The sequence below is a fragment of the Deltaproteobacteria bacterium genome (genome assembly GCA_018668695.1).
GTDB lineage: Bacteria > Myxococcota > XYA12-FULL-58-9 > XYA12-FULL-58-9 > JABJBS01 > JABJBS01.
In genome coordinates this window covers 1-20,631 of the sequence record JABJBS010000402.1, presented here as the reverse complement: position 1 = coordinate 20,631, position 20,631 = coordinate 1, and the positions used below count along the sequence as shown (strand labels likewise).

Below are 20,631 nucleotides of genomic sequence, written 5' to 3'. Positions count from 1 at the left end.
GAAGCCCATGCTCGCCTCACTTCAGTAACCGCTCACTTTGTCATGCCTTTCGACACGGTCTCGGTGACCCCCAAGAGCAAGGGGTCATTCACCGATACTCCCTACCGGGTCGATGTTTTGGAGAACGCGATATGCCCCGCTTTGCTATGCTTACCCCTGTTTACGCAATCGTCTTGATGAGCCTTGGACTCTTTGGCTGCAGTCAGCCCGAAGTTCTTATGGGCATTCCCGAATCACTGGATGCCAGTGCCTGGAACGGGACCATGCAAGATGCTTACGAATCACCCCAGTTGGTTGAGATTAACCTAGGTGACGTAAACGCCGGAGCAACCTTTACTGCATGGTTCAAACTTAAGAACGATGGTCAAAGCCCGATTGAAGTCCATTCGATTCAATACAACCTGGAAAATCAAAGCGGAGACCGCTGGGAACTCATGCAATGGCTTCCGGGAGGCGAGTGGAACAATCGAACGGGTCTTACACTTCCCCTAACCCTTGCTCCCGACCAAGACTTGATACTCGGTATACCCTTCACTGCTATCCAAGAGGGTGGAGCTCAAACTGATATTAGAGTTAATGCAGGGTTTCAAACTGAGAAATTACTAAGAGTAAGTGCAAATGCGGTCTCGGCCGGTCAGCCGGATATCAGCGTTAGCTTCGGAGACCTTCCTGGAACAACCATCGAAACGTCCTGTGTCCAAGGCGTATGCTCTACACCCGACAACACACCTCTCGTGGTTGGAAGTTTCGAGGCCAACACCCCCGTCAGTGTTGCCATGCATATTCGCAATATGGCTCAGTGCCCAGTTCTCACCGGCAATACAAGCTGCACAACCTGTGCACTACGCGTTGAAAGTAACGACGGCTCCCGCGGTATCTCCCTGAGTAACGGCAGCCTCACCGACGGTAGCTTTAACATCACCGCAAACGATGCATCGATCATGGTGCCTCAAGCAGACACATCATGCGATGACAATGGCGTTTACTCTTTCACCATGAACGTTGCCCCGTCCGAAGCGGGAACCTACAGCACAAGCCTTTTCATCGATTCAAACGACCCAGATGAGGCGCGCATCGAAATTCCGCTTATGGTTCGATTCACCGACGTCATCGTACCTGGAATGGATCCCGATATTGAGGTTAGAGCCGGTTCGGTAAGCGGTCCTATCGTCGCAACAGAATGTGCCAACGGCAACTGTATGCTCAACGGCGGCCTTGCCATCGACCTCGGTAACATGGCACCCAATGAAGAACTTAGCATCGATGTAGGCATTGAGAACCTCGTGGATTGTCCAAGCGAGGTCTCATGCGATGATTGTGCTCTCGACATCACTGGATTGTCAGTAACTGCGGCCGACCAAGGAGCAGACTGGGAAGCCGTTATTCCTTTCTCGAGTAATACGCTTCACCCAAACCGCCCCGACTGTACATTACCATCCTCTAAAACCCTAAGCGTTCAGGTTTCTGCTACACAGCCTGGTAACTACAATGCAAGCCTCCACGTTACATCCAATGATCCGGATGAGACCCAGATTGAGATTCCGTTGACTATGGCCGTTGTGGAGCAGGGTCAGCCTGAGATTGAAGTTGAATTCGAAGGCATGGTTGGTCCGATCGTTGGAACCGACTGCAGCAGTGGAATCTGTAGACTCGGCTCTCAAGCTGCACCTATTTATCTTGGCCACATTCTACCTGGTGCGAACCAAACGACTCAGCTCTATATCCGTAACAAATCAGAATGTGATTCCAGCTGCAACAGCTGCAGCCTGAACCTTAGCAACGGGGTAACATTCGCAAACGGACAAACAAGCCAGAGTTCATTCTCAATGGCCAACTCGGCGAGTTCCGCACTCAGCATCGCTCCCGCCAATCCAAGTTGCGGTGAAAACGGGATTTGGAGCACCGCGGTTCAATTCGCCCCTGGTGCAGATGGTAATTACGCAGCCAAACTGGTTGTTGACTCCAACGACTCTGACGAAGCTCGTATTGAAATCTTCATAGCCGCCAGTGCAGGACCTGAGCCTGTGGCGATAGCAAGTTCAGGACCATGCACCAGCGCCGTTGGATACCAGGCAACATGCAACAACGATGAGAACATTGACCCAATGGAAAGTGTTCGACTTGACGGCTCTCAAAGCTTTGACCCATCAGGGTTAGACCTAAGTCGCTACATCTGGACAGTAGAACTTGCCCCAACGGGAAGTCAGCGAACCAGCGGAGAAGTGTTGGACACTTGCTACACCGCTTGGGAATCGAACTGTGAAATCTACGAAGGGATGCTCGCGGATTTACCGGGGCAATACAGAGTATGCCTGACCGTGGAAAATGAAGAAGGCGTGCAAAGTTTGGATACTGCAGCGTCATGCACAACCTTCAACGTTCTCCCTTCAAGTCATCTCCATGTTCAGCTTACGTGGTCTGAGCTTGATGATGCTGACCAAGATCTTCACTTAGTTTATGTAGAAAATGACCCTCGCGTGTGTAATCAACAATCAGATTGTCACTGGCGCAATTGTAAGCCAGACGCAGCCTACGATGCGCCGCAATGGTTCAACCAGGATGGATCAGGCGAAGGCGCCAACCCGCGGTTAGATGTAGATAGCACCAGCGGGACCAAGCACGAGAACATCAACATCGATTCACCCCGCGCCGGTACCTACGCCGTCTATGTACATTATTACGAATGGACAGACCGCATCGAAGGTCCAAGTGAAGTAAACGTCACAATTTGGCTCGGCGGTGTTGAAGTATTTAGCAGCTCTCGCATTCTTTCATCCTCCAACGCGATTTGGCGCGTGGGTGATATTACCTGGAATCAAAATGGTTCACTAAGTGGTGCTGGTAACTTTCAGACGTTTGACCCGTATAATATTGGCAGCGTCGGTTCTGTAGAATACGAAGCTGGTCTCTCCGCTGGCAGCAACGCAAGCACTTACTACTGTTCATCGATACAAGGCGGCTGGGAATTCCCAGAGTAAGCACTGAAGTATGAGTGGCTGAGGTCTTTCGTATCTCAGTCACTCATGTGCTTTGCTCACACCTCTGTGTGACAAAACTCGGCGACAAAATCATTGGCGGGATTCGCACGTAAATCATCTAAGCTCCCGCGCTGCACGATGCGCCCCTTCTCCAAGACAATAACCGTCGCCTCCAAAGCCACCACATCTCTAATATCATGCGTCACAATGATGGTCGGGGTCTCCGAGTTCGAAAGATGCTGAGCGAGGTGAGCTCGCAGAGAACGACGTGCTGATACATCCAGAGCCGAGAGCGGCTCATCCAAAAGCAGCAGATCAGGCTCAGTAATAAGCGCTCGGGCCAAGGCAATGCGCTGCTTCTCGCCACCGGAGAGTGTTGAAGGCCAGCGATTGGACAATTCAGTACCGTTGATTTGCTCAAGCTGCTTTGATGCAAGCGAGCGGCGCGCTTCCCGAGAGAGCTTTGCACTTAAGCCAAACGCCACATTATCAATCACGCGCAGATGCGGAAACAGCCCAAAGCCCTGAGGCACGTAACCCACTTTGCGCTGCTCTGGAGCTCTGTCAATTTCACTTTGTGAATCGAAGAGAACGTTATCACCAATTTGAAACCGGCCAACATCAGGTGTGAAGGCACCTGCCACCGCTCGTAGCAAGGTTGTTTTTCCAGAACCATTGGGCCCTATCAGTGCCGTGGGCTGACGACTGCCTTCGATATTCACTTCAAGATCAAGTGCCCCAAGGCCAAGCTTCATCGATATCTGCCAACTCATGAATTGCCTTCCAAGCCATACTTCGAATCTCTAAGCCAGCGAATAGGAAGCAATCGAAGTGACATGAGCAGTATGGTCGCACCAGCGGCCAAAACCAAAGCGAGAGCCAAGGCAGCTCGCACATCAGATTCTAGAGCGGTATAAATCGCCAAGGGCATGGTCTGTGTTTCGCCGGAGAGGTTACCGGCAAATAGCAGTGTTGCACCAAACTCACCCAGTGCCCGCGCCCAGGCCAAAGCTGCGCCGCTTAATAACCCGGGTAAAGCAAGAGGAACCGCCACACGAAGTAAAGTGCCCATACGGGTTTGCCCAAGCGTTCTCGCGACCAGAAGTAAATCAGAGTCCACGCGTTTAAATGCGGCCGTCGCAGATTGCACATAAAACGGAGCCGCTATCACGGTTTGTGCAAGAATGACGGCTAAGGTTGTGAAGGGAATCTGCCAACCCAACGCGGCAAGTGTCTCCCCAAAAAATCCACTTCGACCGAAAACCTGCAGAAGAGCCACTCCGATCACTGCGGGTGGTAATACAATCGGTAACTCAACTAAAGTAGCTATCACTCTCGTCGAGCGACCTGATGAATGAGCGAGCCACCAGGCCAACGGCGTCCCTGCGAGTATAATCAAAATCAAACTGACAAAGGTGGACTGCAAGCTCAAAGTAAGTGCTGGAAAAAACAAAGGGTGCTGGGTGCCGGCCATAAACTCGGCTGGGCTCGAAGAGAACACCAGGGCAAATATCGGCAGCACCAATAAGACCAGCATCGGCATTGCCAGTAACAAGGACCGCCATCTACCGCTCGTAGTATGTTCAGAACCCTGTCTCATGGCAAACCCAACCCCTCTTCTGCCATCAACTTCCGCACCTCGTCAGAGCCTAAAAAGGCGAACCATACACCCAAGGCCGACTTGGTCTCCTTTTGGGAAACAACTCCCAACTGATACTCGGTTCGAATATTCAACTCTTCCTCGATGGGTAAATATTCAACGCCCTCAGATGATATAGCATCCGTAAAGTATACAATAGCGGCATCCGCTTCACCCAGCTCTACCTTAGCTCTAAGCAGGCGCACGTTATTTTCCTGAGAAACGACTCGCTTGAGTACACGTTGAGAAAAATCTCCATCAACAACTTGGTTCATCTTTGAAAGCCACTGCCGGGTATATCGCCCAATTGGAACTCCCGACGTACCGATGACCAGGCGCTTGGCTTTATCGAGTTCGGTAACTTGAGTGATCCCTGCTGGATTACCCTTCGGCAAGACCAAAGCCAACCGGTTGTAGGCCAGAATTCGGCGCTCAGTAATTTTACCCTCATTGACCAACATATTCATATGTTTTCTATTGGCCGAAATGAAAACATCCGCCGGGGCTCCCTGCTGAATCTGTAGCCGTAAGGTCTGGCTCCCCGAGTAAGCAACATCCAAATCAACCGTGGGGTGCTTCAACTCAAATTGCTTCTCAACCTTTTTCAATACATCGGTCAGCGACGAGGCAGCATAGACCAACAAGCGCTGCTCGTCATGGCCGCTTTGTGTGCTGCACCCAAACAGGGACAATCCCATTATGAGAATCAATAATGTATTACGAAGCATTAAAACCTGCCCGTCCCTCGCGCTGTTGCCGTTGCCTTAAGAAACGTCAAGTACAGCAAGCCTAAAATACGAAGGAGCATTTCTAAACCCTCACGCTCAAGAAGTAAAACTTGACCACTCACGCACGCCACTATTTTGGCTTAAAAGCCAAAATGAAGCACGCTACCCACCAGTTCATTTACTAAGCATCTAGAATTATTAATGTTTTCAAATCAAAGGGTTGGCCTAAGACTTGCTAAATCTAAGATGTAACATTCAACAAGGTGAAATTCATGGCGATGAAGTATGCAATTGGACAACACGGAGCCAAACGACGCGAGCAAAGAAGACTTACGCGAGCGCACGGCGAGAAGGTTACAGGAAATACGCACGAGTCAGAACATACCATCGGTTTCGCGCCGCTCAACCAATCCGCCGAAGGTAAGCGCGGTAAAACCAAGGCTTCACGAAAACTCGAAAAAGAAGCATGGGCTTACCAAGAAGTGAAAGGTTTTCACCGAGACCATATCGGAACGGGTACCCAAACGACTGCCGATGCCAGTGGCTTTAACTCCGACACCTACCGCCAAACCCAGCGTGACCTCATCGAAGAAGGAAACGTGAGCAGTGCGGTGCAAATCAATCAGCTTGGCTATGCTTTTCTTCCCCAGTTTAGAGCCGCCCCAGATGCACCCAACCGAAGAGCTGCCAATGACTCCTTCGAACATATGGTTCGCAATATGAATAAGGTGGACTATGCCCAAGGCAAAACGATTGAACGCGTGGTTGTCTCGGCGGAGGACCGAACAGAAATGTATCTTTCAAGATTGGTCGCAAACGGAGAGGGTGAAGGCCCTGGTGGTTGGCCATCGAAAGAGCAAATTAAAGCTGCTAAGAAATTGTTTAAAGACTAGTGAAGTAAAATGCTTAGCAACCACAGAGGATGCTAAATATTGTCTTGCTACTTACTCGCCAGCTGCGACCAGCTTGGTCCAAGAGAAGCTACTACAACCCGTATTAGCTGGATCTGTTGCATCAGCAGCAGCTATATTCATAGCCGCTTCTTCAGACTCGGCATCATAAGCTGTCTGACAAATCCAAAGACCATCGGAATCTTCAGTCCAATCAAAACGGCTCCAAAGATTAGCACTCCACTCATTTTCACTGCTGTTTTGCGCAATAAGCATTTGAGACTCGTTGGAGAACTGAGTAATCATGAACCCGCTTTCACCGCTGGTCCACATCTCGTTGGTGATTTCGTGGTTGGTATCGTAGTTGTCTACATACTGACCCAAAATAGCTAAGTCACTGCTTGTGTCGTCGCCACAACCAGACAAAAAACCTACTGCTAAAACGGAACAAACAATCGCTAAAACTGAAAAACGTTGCATCACTGCATCCTTTTCCCCATACATCGAGCCATTGAAACGTGTGCTAAGAATTAAGCACATAGAATCAATCGGCCCTATACCCGAGGGAATTGAAGTTGAATGTTGGGTAGGTCTCCCGGCTCGAAAGCGGCGTCTTTGTCGCCTTCCCAGTTTCCCAGTGGCATATGACAAAGCATGCTTTCTTACGGTGGCGGGTCCGCATCGGATTTACACCGATTTCCCTGTTACGCTGATCTCTCAGCCACCCAGTCATGCGATTATCAGACTTGTCCAGGCGGGGCAACGGTCCAAGTTGCGGAGAAAGAACTCTCCGCAAAAGACTAAAACAAAAGGCACGACGAACTTAATTCGTAAACGAGAACTCAGTCATTCCGAGAGAAAGGGGCTCCACTGCAGCGACAAATTCAGCCCAACCTATAGAAACGTTATCTGAGCTCCCCAAGGCCTCCGGGGCAGCGCTCAGTGCATAGACACGAATCGTATATTCGTGGACAGCATCTCCAGGTGAACATGGCGGCGTATAACCAATTGCAACGCCATCCTTATTACTGCCTTCATTCCCGATGCTCTCCAAATTGCCAGCGTCTAACGAGTTGATAGAGGATGGAATGTTCCAAACAAGCCAATAATGACTTGGGTTGTCGGTTTGGCCTTGTGGGTAGTGATACATCACGAGCGCATACTCAGTGACACCCTCCGGCGCCCCCGACCACGTCACTGGCGGCGACAAATCACCGCCGCCATCGCGAGAGCAAGCATAGTCTTCCGGCAAAGTATCCCCTGCATTAAAGGCGGTACTGCTCACTTGGAAGTCTCCAAAATCTTCAGTCGCGGTGTTCGTTGAACCGGAATCCTCTTGGCCAGCATTGTTATCGGCAGGCTCGGAATCACTCCCGCATCCCAACAGGCTCAGAGCCAGTAAGCCCAAAATCAGTTGCTTCATTAAGTATCGGTAAAACTTCATCACTTACTCCCCAGGGTTTATCAAACCTCAATTTAAAGCTGGCTGCGACACAGAACCTTGTTCACGCGTTCAAGATCGCTTCCCCAAATAAACTCAGCATCACCCCACGACTGTTCTTCCGGTGACAAGCACTCTGATTCATCCATGGCCAAGCAACTTGGGCTCGCGTCTTCACGGGTTAGTGGATCGGTAATCGTGCAACACTCTCCATTGCGGTAGTCTGGATTTCTCCCCCAGCCAACAGCCTGCGCGGAATACTCGGTAGCCTCCTCCCAATCCGAATCGTCGAAATCTGTATCTGCCCACCCATTGGGTATACCAGCATCCGTTACTTCACAGGCACCGAGGTTCGCTGCACTGCACCCAGCCGCCTCAGAAGCCTCGGTTGGGCCATAGAGCACCGTATAACATTTCCAATCCGATCCGGTTGTTTGCCCATCGGAGAAGACAGCGATTAGACCTCCATCGCCCAATTGCGGGCTATTGGTCGATGTATATTCATAGCCTGATTCGGTAGCGAAATCGCTGGCAAGAATCGCGTAAACCGGGATGGTTCCTTCGGGCACATTAAATGACACCTGGACGGCTTGGTGGGGTGTGAAGTCTAGAGGGTCAACCGCTACCTGCTCACCATTAACGTAAAGCTCAAAATAGTTATCGGCATAAATGGTAGCCGTAACGGAACCCTCGGTTCCAGACGAGCTTGCGCCGACATTATCAGAGTCTGTCGTTCCAGAGCACGCCCAGAAAAGAGCTGCTGAGGTTAAGAGCGCCGAAGCGAAAAAATATCTCTTATAAATTCCAGTAACCATCTATTCCCCCACAGCTCTATGCCGGTATTCTCGAAAAAGTTAAAATCTAACGGAACCAAACCCCATCAGGTTAAACCCCAATTTAAAGATCACTTCAAACATCGGTTTATCGCCCCTCAAGAGCCTGCTAGCCTAAGGCAACATTTAGCTAAGGCCTAAGGAATAACCATGCGCTCTCTTATCTTCGCTACGCTATTCGTCACCGCGCAACTGACTGCTTGCGGAGGCGATGACTCCGATACAACAGGCAACGATAGCTCTTCGCCAAGTGACATCACAAACCCTGACGTGGATACCGACGACCGCTGCACCGTGATTCGCGCATCTATTTCAGATGCCGGTTTTGCTGAAGAAGTCGCCGTCCGATGTGATTCTCAATTTGCACACCTTGGAGCCGACACCTACCCTGCCCACGACCTCATGAATGGCATCGTTGGGACCAACGAACAGGTCCCGGCACCCGCCCCAGACTTTGAAGCTCCTATTCGGTTAAGCCCCGTGGTTGCCGATACCGTCACCACTCGTGATTCTGCTCTCGGCGTGGCAGTCAACGGTGTACCGATTTACGATTACTCCGCGGGCGGTGAGTTGCAAATGGACGACGATGGAAATTCTCAATATGAGAGTAACCAAGACACAACCTTGTTGGGGCAACTGGACAATTGCGGCGGGCATGCTGGCAAGGGCGATGATTACCATTATCACAAATCACCAGATTGTATGATTGCCATGATGGATAACAAAGACGCAAACCCAATCATCGGCTGGGCCTACGATGGTTACCCCATCTACGGAAACAACAACCCCGATGGTTCCAGCATTGCCTCATCGGCGCTTGACCCATGCAATGGCCAAACAGACGAGACATTCGGCTACCGGTACCACACATCCAGTGAACAGCCGTATATTCTCAAGTGCCTGAGAGGCGAAGTCGACGAAGCAGACCTACCTCGGGTAAGCACCTCTAGACCTGGCGGTGCTCCAATCGATGCCAGCTCTTTAGATTACACAACCAGCGCTAAGAGTGACGGCACAGAAACGCGGCGGCTTTCTTACACGTATCAATCGGTGGATTACTACATTCAGTACTCTACGCGCAGCGACACCACCCGCTGCTTTGATGTGGAATCAAAGATGTGCAACCGGTCCAACGGAGACCAATGCAATACAACCGAGCAAAACGAGTGCTTTTGTCGTGATTTGCCCAGTGGAACGTCAGCACCTGCAGGCTGCCGCACCGCAGGACCTCCAAACTAATATTTGTGATTCCCAGTATGAAAAAAATTATGCGTGTGGCAACTCTTCTACTTTTGTGCACCGGTGTCACCATCACCGCCCACGGCCATGAACTCAAGAACAACACCGCAAGGGTTGAACTGCGAGACAATCATTTTCGTATTCTACTCAACGTAGCCATCCTCGACTGGCTCACCCAGGTGGGACCGCATACGCAAGGTCAAAGACCTGCATTTGACGAAACTCAAATCGAGACAAAGCTTGAACAAGCTAGGGATAGTCTTCTTCAAGACACGCGTCTTTGGGGGGATGAATCCCAGGCCAAACTTAAGATTCTCCACTTTCCCAAAGCAGAGGATATTCGAGAGCTTCTGGTTCAATTTACGGAAGTTCAAGCGCGCCGAACGAAACTCCCTCACGGTTTCGGCTGGTGGAACATTCAGCTCGAGGGTGTATTCGATGCCACGGCGCCTAGCGGTGTCTCGGTGAGCTTTCCTGAATCACTCGGTGAGCTTTTTATTACCTTCACACAGCCCAGCTCACGCCAGATGGTTCCCGGTGGGCGGGCAAGTTTTAAGGCCCTGAGCCCTACTCAAGATTCGGGTGAAACCACCGACCATCTGCCCTGGATATTGGTCGGAATCCTCAGCCTCGGTCTTGTCGGCCAGCGCCTTTCCGGCGCCTCGAAGTCGCAAGAGATCTAGAAACCCGCCATTTAAATCGTTTTCCTCATTCAAACTACTTGTCAGACGCACTTCCAAGCCCCATACATACATGACAAAGGTGATTATATAAGCTATGATATCACACTTAGACGTAACTGACTGAAATGAAAGAGAAATTAAATGAGCACCACCATCCTTTTTGAAAACGAAGACTGGATGCCACCCCTTCGCGGCGCTCTCGACAAGACTGGGCTCGACTATGAAGAGCGATTTATGGACGGTGGGATCTTGAATCTCGGCCTTGAGCCTGAAGAGCAGCTTGTTATCAATCGCATGAGCCCATCCTCTCACACCCGCGGTCACCAGGCCGGTGTGCAGTTTGTTCGTGAGTACCTGACGTTTCTCGAAGAAAAGGGTGTTCGCATCATCAATGGCAGCAGATCGTTCCGCCTGGAAGTAAGCAAAGTACAGCAAGATGCAGCGCTTCAAGCAGCTGGAATCCGCACGCCACACACCATTGCGGTCACCGGAACCGACAAACTTATCGAAGCGTCCAAGCAAATGAAGACGCCATTTATCACCAAGCACAACCAAGGCGGTAAAGGTCTCGGCGTGCAGCTCTTTAAGAGTCACCAAGCTTTCGAAGATTTTATCAACGCTGGTAAGTACGAAGACTCTCCAGATTCAATCAACCTGCTTCAGGAATACATTGAGCCTGCTGAGAAGTTCATCACCCGCGTTGAAATTGTAGATGGAAAATTCCTCTACGCCATTCGCTCTTCTACGGAAGATGGGTTTGAACTTTGCCCCGCCGATGCATGCAGCGTTGGCGATGCATTCTGCCCTGCGCCTGATTCGTCGGCCACCAAGGCAGCCAAGTTTCAACCACGCCATGAAATCACCGCCGACGACCCACTGGTCGTAGCTTACATCGAGTTCTGCAAGAACCACGACATTGATGTAGCCGGTATTGAATTTGTGGAAGACAAAGAAGGCAACCGTTACACCTACGACATCAACAGCACCAGCAATTACAATGCGACTGTTGAAGACGAGGTTGGTATCTATGGCATGGAAGCCATTGCCGAACTCTGTGCAAAAGAACTCCAGAAAACTGGAACCCCCGCGTTACACTCCAACGCTGCGTAAGCATTAGCTGATGCTTCAATCGAAAGGAGCTGGCCTGCGTTCGCGTTAGGTCAGCTCTTTTTTTTGTCCAAAGCTAAAACCATTTTCTTCAGAATGCTGCAGCTCAACCGTCGCCTGAATGGCCGTAAGCGGAATGCCTTCGGCGTAAAGGTGCGGAAACAATGCACCGCCCCGAGATGCGGCCGGTTCCCATTTTAGCTCTGCTTCTAATTGAGCAACCACCACTTCAAGCACCATGGGCTTATCGGCGGGCTTAAAATAAAGGTTCGCCGTTTCGATGAGCGTTTGCTCCGTGGACATGTGCACAAAGCCATCGCGCTTATCGACGGGCCCAAGCGGCACCAAGCCATTTTCTAAAGTGAGCTGCCAATCGGAGCTTGGAACAATGCGGTAGATGATTTCATTCATACGGGGAAACTATGCAGTCTCGAGTGGGAATTCAATTGAAGAGAGATCGATTACTGAAGATGATAACGAAGAACTGAAAACTTGGGAAACTCAGTCCCGGCTGGCCATATACCGCTCAACGGTATCCACAATCACCTGGGTTTGGTGGTCGATTTCGATGTTGAGCTTGGTGCCAGGTTTCATACCATCTAGGTTGGTCACGCGCAGGGTTTCTGGAATCAGGTGCAACCAAAACTGGTTGCCTTCTACTTTGCCTATAGTGAGGCTGCAGCCATTGATGGCGATGTAGCCTTTGGAAATCACATAGGGCTTCCACGCATCTTCAAACGAAAGAATCATCGCCACATTGGCTTCGTCTTGCTCTACGCGAACCAGTTCGGCCTGGGTGTGAATATGACCGGAGAGCGGGTGCCCACCAATCTCATCCCCAAAACGTGCCGCTCGCTCAAGATTCACAAGGGTGCCGGATTGAATGCCCACAAGGTTGGTCTTGTTGAGCGTTTCGTCAATCACGTCAAAGCTTACGAAAGAATCGTCCCATTCAATGGCGGTAAGACACACACCATTGATGGCAATACTGGCGCCTCGCTCTAAACCCTTAGTGAAACCAGAGGGAACATCAATCACAAGGCGCAGAATGCCCTCTTTCATCTCGGCGGATGATACGGGGGCACAGTGGGTTACGATTCCGGTAAACATGGATTCACCGCTTCATAGAGATAAGGTTTCCAGCCGCTTAGACTGCAGGAAGAGCTTCGTTTTCGGCGTTCTCTTCGGCCGAAAGGCGCTGCGCTTCATCTTCTGCAGCTTGCTCGCTGTGGTTGAAGTGCTTACGCCAAATCACCATTCCCAGCGGGGAGAAGAGACACATGCCTGCTACCCAGAGCCACGATAGTTCGTGATTCGGGTACTCAACCATATCACTCGAGAAGTACTGGCCTGTGAGGATATCCGCCATAACCGTCGCCGCAATTTTCCCTAGGAAATAAGGAAGCATTGCAAGAGCAATATAAGCACCCTCTTTGCCCTTTGGAGCAATCTCGGCACTAAACTGCATCAGACGCGGAGACCATATCGCTTCACCCACGGTGAAGACCATAATGAAGATGATAAAGCTGATGAGGAATGGGTCGCGGTTTCCAGCTGGCGCTTCGAGCCAGTAATCAAAAAGCCACGTTCCAAACCAAGTATCCCCAATCGCCAAGGCGATGCTATCTGGGATGAAGCAGAGGAATACCGCAGCAGCTGATACGGCCGTACCAACCATCAACATCGTATAAGAGCGAATGTTCACTGTAAGCGCTGAGATAAGCGGTACGAGGAAGACAATCATCGCCGGGTTTAATGTTCCGAAAACACCGGCTACTGGGAAATCGTAACCAAAAACCCGAGTCGCATAGGTCGGGAACATGACGTGGAAGAGATAGAACGTTAGTTTAACAAACGTCAGAATCCCGAGCATGCCCATGTAGATCCAGAAGACCTTTTGGCTGAAGTTATCCTTGAGTTGAAACCCAGTCTCTTGAGTTGCATCACGAACAGACTTCATCACTCTATCCAGCGTTCCCCCGGGCTTTAGAGCTCCGAAGTGTGAAAGCGCTGCATAAAGGATTCCGCCAATTGCGAGAATGGCAAGCGTGATTAAAATCGACCAAACATAGTTTCCTGCTTTTACAACACCTGCCAGCACCCATTCGTGCATTTTGACTTCCACAAGACCCCAAGCCAGAAGCCCAATCAGTGCCGTTGCGGCTAGGCTGCCCAGAAGCTCTCTGGTCATCTTAGCACGTCGTTCAGCGACAGAACCGCGCAGCTCCGTGGCAAGTTCCTCTGCCGTGGCGCTCTCAGTCTTACGGATAACCATGCCCTTCTCAGTCATCTCTGCACCTTCGCGCATGATGAGAATAGCGATGAAATCGGGAATGTTAATGAGGAATCCAACGGCGATAATTAACTGGTAGGTTGAGAAATCTACGCCCCAAATTTCAAGCCCTTCCGCGTAATACTTACGGAAATAATCGGCGATTTCGGCACCAACGGTGAAGCCGATATTCATGAGCGTGTAGAAAAGACCAAAACCAAGCGTTGCCGTTTTGAGTGTTGTAAACCACTTGATACCAACCTTGAGGACTGGACCCGTGATGGCAAAACCAAATGCGAGTGGTAGAAATCCGAGTAGCGTAACCGGAATAATATCGTTGCTAAGCGGCATAGCAAATCGGGAAATCAGCAGCATCACTGAACCAATGAGCAAGCACTGCTTCACGCCGATGGTATCGCAAACCGCGCCAACCATAACTGTAATAATCGTAGCGACAAGCCCCCAGACCGCGAAGTAAAGATAGCCCGTACTATCGCCGAGTGCCTGGCCGTTGACGGTCACTTCTTCTTGAAGGAAGAGTACGAAAATAACCGAAGCTGAACCATACGCGCTGTACTCTGTTAGCTTGGTGAAAAACATGAGCCAGAGCTCTCTCGGGTGGCCTCTTAAGCCTTTAACATAACCCCAAGTCAGTCCCGTCAAGGCGAGTGCTAAGAGCACTGCGAAAACGAGCAGCACCCAATCAAGTGCAGTGGCTGTCTTGGTTCCAAGCCGAGCAAACATGGATTCCGCAGAGCGGTAATCCATAACAGTCCAAACAGTATTCTCACCCCAGCTACGATTTCGCTCAGTAGCTGAAACGCTGGCATCACCCTCTAGGTGCATGTAGACCGGGAAGGTATCTCCGGCACCCGATTTGTATTCACCCATCAGCTTAAAGCCGTTGGATGCAGGTAAAGCCTTCGTACCGTTGTCCCAAGTTACGGTGCCGCCCTGGTCGAGGCGGCCCTTTTTGATGTCTTGTGTGAAGGCTTCCAAGGTTCGTTCTTGACGAAGGGTTTCTCCACCCATCTCGTAAGCTTCTTGGTACTGGCCAGCGGCAACGGAGTCGATAAACTGCTTCGCAACATCCTGGATGTGCGAGGTTTTCCAGTCAAACTTAGCGCCGCTCGATGCAGGGGCACCACCAGCGAGTGCGGTGCTGCTTGCCAGAAGGGATAAACCCCCGGCCAAAAGACCTACTAATACCAAAGGAAAAGCTATTCGATTCATGCGGTGGTCTCCCTCAACTAACGCTTCAAATTCGACAATATTGTGTGGCTGCCTATGGCAACGAAGCTATAAGTGCAAGACGGAGGGCTCGGATAGACTTGAAAAAAACAGTTTCATATCAAGGGAGATCGAGTGATTGCTAACGCAACGCGTTGCTTTTGGCCGGCTTCAATTCAAAGCTAAGATCTGAGTATGAGGGTCAAGTTTGAACCGCCAAGAATGATCACCCTTGCCGCCGAACTTGTAACCTTTCCCCTTAAAGAATCATATATTTCAAACACTTAAATCATGTTGTTCAATAAGTTTGAACGAGGTGTGCAGACTTTTAGGCTTTCACTCTTAGGCTCCATGAGTAAAGTCACAGTCTCGAAGTGGTAATATAACGACAGGAGTACGCAATTATGGCTGACCTTTTTAGCAACCCAATGGGACTTGATGGCTTTGAATTTGTAGAATTTTCGGCGCCGGATCCAACCGTACTCGATAAAGTATTTCGAACACTCGGCTTTATCGCAGTGGCAAAACACCGCTCAAAGGACGTGACCCTCTATCGCCAGGGAGACGTCAACTTCATCATCAACAACGAGCAACGCAGCCGTGCCTCATTCTTCGCTGAAGAACACGGAGCTGGCGCTTGCGGCATGGCCTTTCGCGTCAAGGATGCGCAGTTTGCTTATAACCGCGCTATTGAGCTCGGAGCTGAGCCCGTCGACGTACCTGCCGGCCCGATGGAGCTGAAGCTTCCTGCCCTGCGCGGCATCGGCGGCTCGTTGATTTACCTCATCGACCGCTACGAAGAAGGCTCGACCATTTATGATATCGATTTCAACTTCTTCGAAGGCCTCGAGCGTAAGCCGGTTGGAACGGGTCTCGAAGTCATCGATCACCTCACCCACAACGTCTACCGCGGCCGCATGGATTACTGGGCAGAATTCTACCGCAAGATTTTTGGCTTCCAGCAAATTCGCTACTTCGATATCAAAGGCGAGTACACTGGCCTTTTCTCAAGAGCGATGTCGGCACCTGATGGAAAAATTCGCATCCCCTTGAATGAAGAGTCTTCAAAAGGAGCCGGCCAAATCGAAGAGTATCTCATGCAATTCAACGGTGAGGGCATTCAACACATCGCTATGAGCACCGACGACATCTGCGGAACCATCGATAAGCTCAAAGAGCTGGGCATGAAATTCATGACCGCGCCACCAGAGACCTACTACAGCATGCTTGATGAGCGACTGCCTGGTCACGACCAGCCGGTTCCAGAGCTGAAGAAGCGCGGTATCTTACTCGACGGTACCAACGAAGGCGGCACACCTCGTTTGCTTCTCCAGATTTTCACAGAAACGGTCATTGGGCCTGTATTCTTTGAAATCATTCAGCGTAAGGGCGACGATGGCTTTGGCGAAGGTAATTTCCAAGCTCTTTTTGAATCCATCGAGCGAGATCAAATCGACCGCGGCGTTTTAAACAACGAAGACAAGTAGGCTGACTCTATGAAGATTCAACGTATTCATCACGTGGCTTATCGCTGCAAAGATGCCAAAGAGACCGTCGAGTTTTATAAGAATAATCTCGATATGGGATTTGTTTTGGCGATAGCCGAAAACGAAGTGCCGAGCACCAAAGCACCCGATCCTTATATGCATGTCTTTATGGATGCTGGTCAGGGAAATGTTTTGGCGTTCTTTGAACTGCCAAACTCTCCGGAAATGGGGCGTGATGGCAATACTCCTGAGTGGGTTCAACACATCGCCTTTGAACTTGAAACTCTAGAGGAACTCTTTGCGGCTAAAGAACGGCTGGTCAAAGCGGGCATCGATGTATTGGGCCCAACCAACCACGGTATCTTTAAGAGTATCTACTTCTTTGACCCCAATGGTCACCGTATTGAGTTGGCGGCGAATACCTGCACCGACGAGCAAATGAAAAGCTTGAACGAAGTGGCGGAAGAGATGCTGGAAGAGTGGAGCCAAACCAAGCGTGCTCCGCGCCATGCAGCATGGCTGCATGAAATGGCGGCCGAAGAAGTGAAACTTTAAAGCTCAGCTTTTTTAACGGGCTAAGTCCCAGGCCCATTTCAAATTCACATCGACGCGGTCCCAGCCGGTTATCTGAGCGCCGGGGCTCATCACGTTGGCCGCCTCGAAATCGATGACCGTGCCTTGCCCACTGATAATCAAGTCATCTAAGAGCTTGTAGTCCAGACTGGCCCTAAGAACCCTGTTGTCCAAGCCATCGAGCAGAATACCCATCACCATAATGCTCAAAGAGTCGTCGAAAAACTGATTCGACCACATGACCGCGTTCTGTATTTGAAGCTCTGACTCTCGGCCACTTTGTCCCTCGAACGCAATGGAGTCATCTTGCGGCATAAACACCAGAACCGATTCAACCATAAACGTACCAAAGGATTCGTGGTTGTAATCCAAGCCGACGAGAGCTTTGAGCATGTCGCGCGGTAAAAGACTGACTTCATCCAACCCCATAGCCATCGCATCCCAGGACCAAGACACTTCAGACTTTAGAAGAAGAGATCCCATAGTCTGAGTAAGGGCGAGACCAACAAAAGGATACTTGATGTAGCCCACTTCACCGGTTGGAACAGGCATGTCATTTAGAAAAGTAATTTCGGGAACCGGGTTGCCGTCGTAAACTTGCCCGCCCATCACAGCCACAGATCCGCCCGGGGTTTGTAGGGACCAGCGCCCAGCTATCTCCGAGGGATCCCAAACATACTTTTGTTCAAATTCAAGGCCACCTGTAAGGGAGTAAGGGTGGTTACCATCCACGACCCGGTTCATTTGCGGCCAGCCATGCCAGACAAGACTAAAAGTTTGTTTCCCAAGATACGCATCTACCCGCGCTCCAACTTGTCCCATACGATACTGCTCAGGCCTCGCAAAGAATCCTTCCGTGGTGTCGGCGGCCGTAAGAATATCGAGCACTGGAATCAGATCCCCGGTACTCCAGACAGTCATAAACTGACCAACCTCAACGCTTACATGCTCGAAGGCGTAGCTGTAACTAAGGGAACGAGGAATCGCGACCAGAGCGTACTCCTTGGCCACATCATCTCGGCCCTCAATCCAGTGAGCGGTATTCAGCTCTACGTCACCTTCACCGGATAAACGGCCCCAGCTGCCTGACCACTCCAATACAAAGGTGGAAAGAAGTTCGAGCGAAACAAGCTGCTTGGGTTCACCAACCTGATAACCTGCGCCAATACCCAGTGAACCTCTTAGCGGAAAAGACCAGCCCGACTCTTCTTCAAAGTCCTCGCCAAAGTCGAATTCATCGGCCCACGCGGGCAGAGCCCCCAAAAGCAGGCTTAGACCGAGAGCAAAAGATAATCTCATTTTGCCAAATCTCGAATCGGTGCCAAGAGTTTTTCACGATAAGCACCATCATCAAGAACGCGGTTATCAAACATGGCGTCAGTAAGTGCTGGGTTTAGCGCCAGCTTCTTCAAGGCAAACATCGACATCCGATTTTTCTTATGGTTCACGACTGCCATCTTGCGCGAAAGCCAGATATCTCCCACCTGCTGAATATCTTTGAAGAAGAAAGTTTTCACCAAAGCACCTTGATGGTCATAAAGCTCATTCTTCACAAGCAGGTAGTTGGATTTATTCACCCATGATTTACTTTTGCCGTAGGAGGTTTGTGACCGGTGCTTAGCGGTGGGCGTGGACTCCACAACATAAACATCTTGGCCATCGACTTTGTCTTCCCCTAAAAGCTTGTAGGTATAATCGTCCAACTTACGACGCTCAATATCTTCGTAGCCAATCTCAGATCCAAAAAGGGTACCGGTACGGGGCCCATTGCTTGAGTCGGAGACAATACGCTTTAGTTTTTTCAGCGCAGGCATATACATCCACTGCTCAGAGGTATCCTTCGCTTCATCGTAATCATACTGCTTGAAAGCCATGCCCCGCTCTGTAGCCGGCTCTAAGATGTAGCTCATGGAGATACCATCACGGCCATCTTTACCCATGTCCATCTGGATGCCTTCGATAACCTTCTTACGAGGCTTGGATGCGCAGACCCGTTTCCCTGCCTTCATTTTGAAGGTACACGTCAACATCATCCGAACAGAATACTGCGTTTTTCCGTCGTCTACTTTGTCCATCGAATCAACGATGTCACGTCCCGAGGGCGCACTCAGAGCTAAGAGAGCTACTAAACCGATGGTTGTTGAGAACATAGAATCTCTTCCTTTGCAGCAAAGGGTTTAAAGTGTCGAAGCAAAATAGGGATTATAAACAAATCCGCAATCAAGGCAGCCGCAATCGAGATAGAAGACAGTACACCGAAAGCAGTCATCGGCTTGTAGAGCAAGAAAGTGTAGGTCAGAAAACTAAGAACCAGAATGACTGTCGTGTAAGTCATCGCCTGCCCTACTTCTTGGACCGTGGTCTCAATCGCCTCGTCCTGGCTCATTCCCTCCAATAGCTTGGTTCGGTAATGTGAGAGGAAGTGAATCGTATCATCCACCGCAATACCAATGGCAATAGGGATAACAATGAGTGTATCCGCATCGAACGGAAAACCTAGCCACCCAGCCGCACTTACCAAAATAAAGATAGGAAAGAGGTTCGGAATCATGGCCAAAAGCCCAAACTTGAGAGAACCGAAAGCCACCAAAACAATCAAACAGATGACTCCCAGAGCGATACCAAACGAGCTGATCTGAGCCTCTGTAAAAAGATTCGCAAAATGCATAATCAGCGAGATGTTCCCAGAAACGTGCCATTTAAGGTTTGGGTATTTCTCTTGAAGCGGGCCAAAGGATTCATCCAACCACCCGTCCAGGTCTTTCATAAAGACCGTATAAGCACTTGAGCCTTTACTGTATCCACTGAAGGTAATCCGAGCGATTTGCCAATTATCGTCCACAAAGAGTTTTCGATTCTCTGGATCGGCCGACTCATAGAGCGATAACGTTTGGGCCACCGCGGCCGCACCCTCTGGAATTTTATAGTTCTCAGGGCTGTCGTCGGTGAGCCGCTGGTAAGATTCTTTGGTAAGTTTTACCAAGGAGAAAGAGCGGTTGACGAATTCGGACCCACCTTCAAGGCTGAGTTCCACGAACTTATCCATGGCATGAAGAACCTCTGGAGATTTCGCACCGTCGGCTGCTCCCGTATCGAGGATAACCTCCAGGTTTGATGTGCCGCCAAAGAGTTGGTCGATCAGCCGAACCACTTCACTCATGCCGTAGCCATCTTTTACGACTTGCGTATAATTCGTCTCGATTTTCACCAGTGAAACGCCGTAACCCGCAACAATCGATACAACGATAAACACACTGAGCGTGAGACCTGTGCGCTGCCGGGAGATTGCACTCACCTTCGAAAGAAGAGCCCGCAATTGGTCATCGACCACGTAGCGGACAGGCGAACCACTTTTCGGCGGCGTCCGTTTGCACCAAAAGCTCATCAAGACTGGCAATAAAAAGATGGTTCCAACCAAGGCCAGAAAAACGCCAAGCGAAGCATAGAGGCCGAAGGCACGCATCGGCGCCAGGGGAACACTGGTCAGTGAGAGTAAGCCCGCAAGCGTGGTCGTGAGGGCTAAGACAACCG

At 50.4% G+C, this 20,631-nt stretch carries 17 protein-coding genes, 1 pseudogene and 1 riboswitch; of the genes and pseudogenes, 6 read left to right on the top strand and 12 right to left on the bottom strand.

The genetic code is table 11. The annotated features are described in order from the left end of the window. Positions 1-131 precede the first annotated feature (131 nt). Positions 132-2,978, top strand: a complete 2,847-nt coding sequence (locus tag HOK28_23870) for a hypothetical protein (GenBank protein ID MBT6436147.1) — start codon at positions 132-134, stop codon at positions 2,976-2,978. A 56-nt stretch (positions 2,979-3,034) separates the two neighbouring features. Here HOK28_23870 and HOK28_23865 read toward each other — a convergent pair whose 3' ends face one another. The 3 genes from HOK28_23865 to modA are packed head-to-tail and all read right to left on the bottom strand — an operon-like array spanning position 3,035 to position 5,315. Continuing rightward, on the bottom strand, positions 3,035-3,751 hold the full coding sequence (locus HOK28_23865; protein MBT6436146.1) for an ABC transporter ATP-binding protein: 717 nt from the start codon (positions 3,749-3,751) through the stop codon (positions 3,035-3,037). After that, entirely contained in the window at positions 3,748-4,578 is an 831-nt protein-coding gene (gene modB / locus HOK28_23860; GenBank protein ID MBT6436145.1) for a molybdate ABC transporter permease subunit, read from the bottom strand. Before modB ends, HOK28_23865 begins: the two co-directional genes overlap by 4 nt. Beyond that, entirely contained in the window at positions 4,575-5,315 is a 741-nt protein-coding gene (gene modA / locus HOK28_23855) for a molybdate ABC transporter substrate-binding protein (protein MBT6436144.1), read from the bottom strand. The genes modB and modA overlap by 4 nt, the downstream gene beginning before the upstream one ends. 302 nt (positions 5,316-5,617) lie before the next feature. Here modA and HOK28_23850 point away from each other — a divergent pair, with 302 nt between their 5' ends. Beyond that, positions 5,618-6,238, top strand: coding sequence for a hypothetical protein (locus HOK28_23850; protein ID MBT6436143.1), 621 nt, complete (start codon positions 5,618-5,620; stop codon positions 6,236-6,238). Positions 6,239-6,289: 51 nt separating this feature from the next. Here HOK28_23850 and HOK28_23845 read toward each other — a convergent pair whose 3' ends face one another. The 3 genes from HOK28_23845 to HOK28_23835 all read right to left on the bottom strand — a co-directional run bounded on the left by HOK28_23845 (position 6,290) and on the right by HOK28_23835 (position 8,491). Next, positions 6,290-6,715, bottom strand: coding sequence for a hypothetical protein (locus tag HOK28_23845; protein ID MBT6436142.1), 426 nt, complete (start codon positions 6,713-6,715; stop codon positions 6,290-6,292). Between the two features lie 87 nt (positions 6,716-6,802). Next, positions 6,803-6,979: riboswitch (cobalamin riboswitch) on the bottom strand. A 79-nt stretch (positions 6,980-7,058) separates the two neighbouring features. After that, positions 7,059-7,679 carry a YbhB/YbcL family Raf kinase inhibitor-like protein gene (locus HOK28_23840; protein ID MBT6436141.1) on the bottom strand — a complete coding sequence of 207 codons (621 nt, stop codon included), beginning with the start codon at positions 7,677-7,679 and terminating at the stop codon, positions 7,059-7,061. Between the two features lie 32 nt (positions 7,680-7,711). Next, on the bottom strand, positions 7,712-8,491 hold the full coding sequence (locus HOK28_23835) for a hypothetical protein (GenBank protein ID MBT6436140.1): 780 nt from the start codon (positions 8,489-8,491) through the stop codon (positions 7,712-7,714). Between the two features lie 168 nt (positions 8,492-8,659). On the opposite strand from HOK28_23835, the gene HOK28_23830 reads away from it, so the two are divergent. The 3 genes from HOK28_23830 (at position 8,660) to HOK28_23820 (ending at position 11,541) form a co-directional block, all read left to right on the top strand. Further along, positions 8,660-9,748 carry a YHYH protein gene (locus HOK28_23830; GenBank protein MBT6436139.1) on the top strand — a complete coding sequence of 363 codons (1,089 nt, stop codon included), beginning with the start codon at positions 8,660-8,662 and terminating at the stop codon, positions 9,746-9,748. Positions 9,749-9,765: 17 nt separating this feature from the next. Beyond that, a complete protein-coding gene (locus HOK28_23825; GenBank protein MBT6436138.1) occupies positions 9,766-10,431 on the top strand; it encodes a hypothetical protein in 666 nt (221 codons plus the stop codon). 141 nt (positions 10,432-10,572) lie between these two features. Next, on the top strand, positions 10,573-11,541 hold the full coding sequence (locus HOK28_23820) for an alpha-L-glutamate ligase (GenBank protein ID MBT6436137.1): 969 nt from the start codon (positions 10,573-10,575) through the stop codon (positions 11,539-11,541). A 45-nt stretch (positions 11,542-11,586) separates the two neighbouring features. Here HOK28_23820 and HOK28_23815 read toward each other — a convergent pair whose 3' ends face one another. The 3 genes from HOK28_23815 to HOK28_23805 form a co-directional block, all read right to left on the bottom strand. Further along, positions 11,587-11,949, bottom strand: coding sequence for a DUF952 domain-containing protein (locus HOK28_23815; GenBank protein MBT6436136.1), 363 nt, complete (start codon positions 11,947-11,949; stop codon positions 11,587-11,589). A 90-nt stretch (positions 11,950-12,039) separates the two neighbouring features. Continuing rightward, positions 12,040-12,648 (bottom strand): riboflavin synthase subunit alpha, encoded by a 609-nt coding sequence (locus HOK28_23810; protein ID MBT6436135.1) that lies wholly within the window; start codon positions 12,646-12,648, stop codon positions 12,040-12,042. Positions 12,649-12,685: 37 nt separating this feature from the next. After that, positions 12,686-15,043: a hypothetical protein gene (locus tag HOK28_23805; GenBank protein MBT6436134.1), complete on the bottom strand. Its 2,358-nt coding sequence runs from the start codon at positions 15,041-15,043 to the stop codon at positions 12,686-12,688. A gap of 401 nt (positions 15,044-15,444) precedes the next feature. Between HOK28_23805 and hppD the strand changes: the two are divergent. Next, a pseudogene (gene hppD / locus HOK28_23800) lies at positions 15,445-17,082 on the top strand (4-hydroxyphenylpyruvate dioxygenase). A gap of 12 nt (positions 17,083-17,094) precedes the next feature. On the opposite strand, the gene HOK28_23795 reads toward hppD, so the two are convergent. The 3 genes from HOK28_23795 to HOK28_23785 all read right to left on the bottom strand — a co-directional run. After that, on the bottom strand, positions 17,095-18,399 hold the full coding sequence (locus HOK28_23795) for a hypothetical protein (GenBank protein MBT6436133.1): 1,305 nt from the start codon (positions 18,397-18,399) through the stop codon (positions 17,095-17,097). Continuing rightward, the gene (locus tag HOK28_23790) at positions 18,396-19,250 is read right to left on the bottom strand and encodes an outer membrane lipoprotein-sorting protein (protein MBT6436132.1); all 855 of its coding nucleotides are present in this window, start codon (positions 19,248-19,250) and stop codon (positions 18,396-18,398) included. The genes HOK28_23795 and HOK28_23790 overlap by 4 nt, the downstream gene beginning before the upstream one ends. Next, a partial coding sequence (locus HOK28_23785) for an MMPL family transporter (protein ID MBT6436131.1) occupies positions 19,226-20,631 on the bottom strand: 1,406 nt, incomplete at its 5' end. The genes HOK28_23785 and HOK28_23790, both read right to left, overlap by 25 nt.

Coding starts and splice junctions, on each gene's coding strand:
- HOK28_23870 (MBT6436147.1), top strand. CDS start 132: ATGCCCCGCTTTGCTATGCTTACCCCTGTTTACGCAATCGTCTTGATG.
- HOK28_23865 (MBT6436146.1), bottom strand. CDS start 3,751: ATGAGTTGGCAGATATCGATGAAGCTTGGCCTTGGGGCACTTGATCTT.
- modB (MBT6436145.1), bottom strand. CDS start 4,578: ATGAGACAGGGTTCTGAACATACTACGAGCGGTAGATGGCGGTCCTTG.
- modA (MBT6436144.1), bottom strand. CDS start 5,315: ATGGGATTGTCCCTGTTTGGGTGCAGCACACAAAGCGGCCATGACGAG.
- HOK28_23850 (MBT6436143.1), top strand. CDS start 5,618: ATGGCGATGAAGTATGCAATTGGACAACACGGAGCCAAACGACGCGAG.
- HOK28_23845 (MBT6436142.1), bottom strand. CDS start 6,715: ATGCAACGTTTTTCAGTTTTAGCGATTGTTTGTTCCGTTTTAGCAGTA.
- HOK28_23840 (MBT6436141.1), bottom strand. CDS start 7,679: ATGAAGTTTTACCGATACTTAATGAAGCAACTGATTTTGGGCTTACTG.
- HOK28_23835 (MBT6436140.1), bottom strand. CDS start 8,491: ATGGTTACTGGAATTTATAAGAGATATTTTTTCGCTTCGGCGCTCTTA.
- HOK28_23830 (MBT6436139.1), top strand. CDS start 8,660: ATGCGCTCTCTTATCTTCGCTACGCTATTCGTCACCGCGCAACTGACT.
- HOK28_23825 (MBT6436138.1), top strand. CDS start 9,766: ATGAAAAAAATTATGCGTGTGGCAACTCTTCTACTTTTGTGCACCGGT.
- HOK28_23820 (MBT6436137.1), top strand. CDS start 10,573: ATGAGCACCACCATCCTTTTTGAAAACGAAGACTGGATGCCACCCCTT.
- HOK28_23815 (MBT6436136.1), bottom strand. CDS start 11,949: ATGAATGAAATCATCTACCGCATTGTTCCAAGCTCCGATTGGCAGCTC.
- HOK28_23810 (MBT6436135.1), bottom strand. CDS start 12,648: ATGTTTACCGGAATCGTAACCCACTGTGCCCCCGTATCATCCGCCGAG.
- HOK28_23805 (MBT6436134.1), bottom strand. CDS start 15,043: ATGAATCGAATAGCTTTTCCTTTGGTATTAGTAGGTCTTTTGGCCGGG.
- HOK28_23795 (MBT6436133.1), bottom strand. CDS start 18,399: ATGAGATTATCTTTTGCTCTCGGTCTAAGCCTGCTTTTGGGGGCTCTG.
- HOK28_23790 (MBT6436132.1), bottom strand. CDS start 19,250: ATGTTCTCAACAACCATCGGTTTAGTAGCTCTCTTAGCTCTGAGTGCG.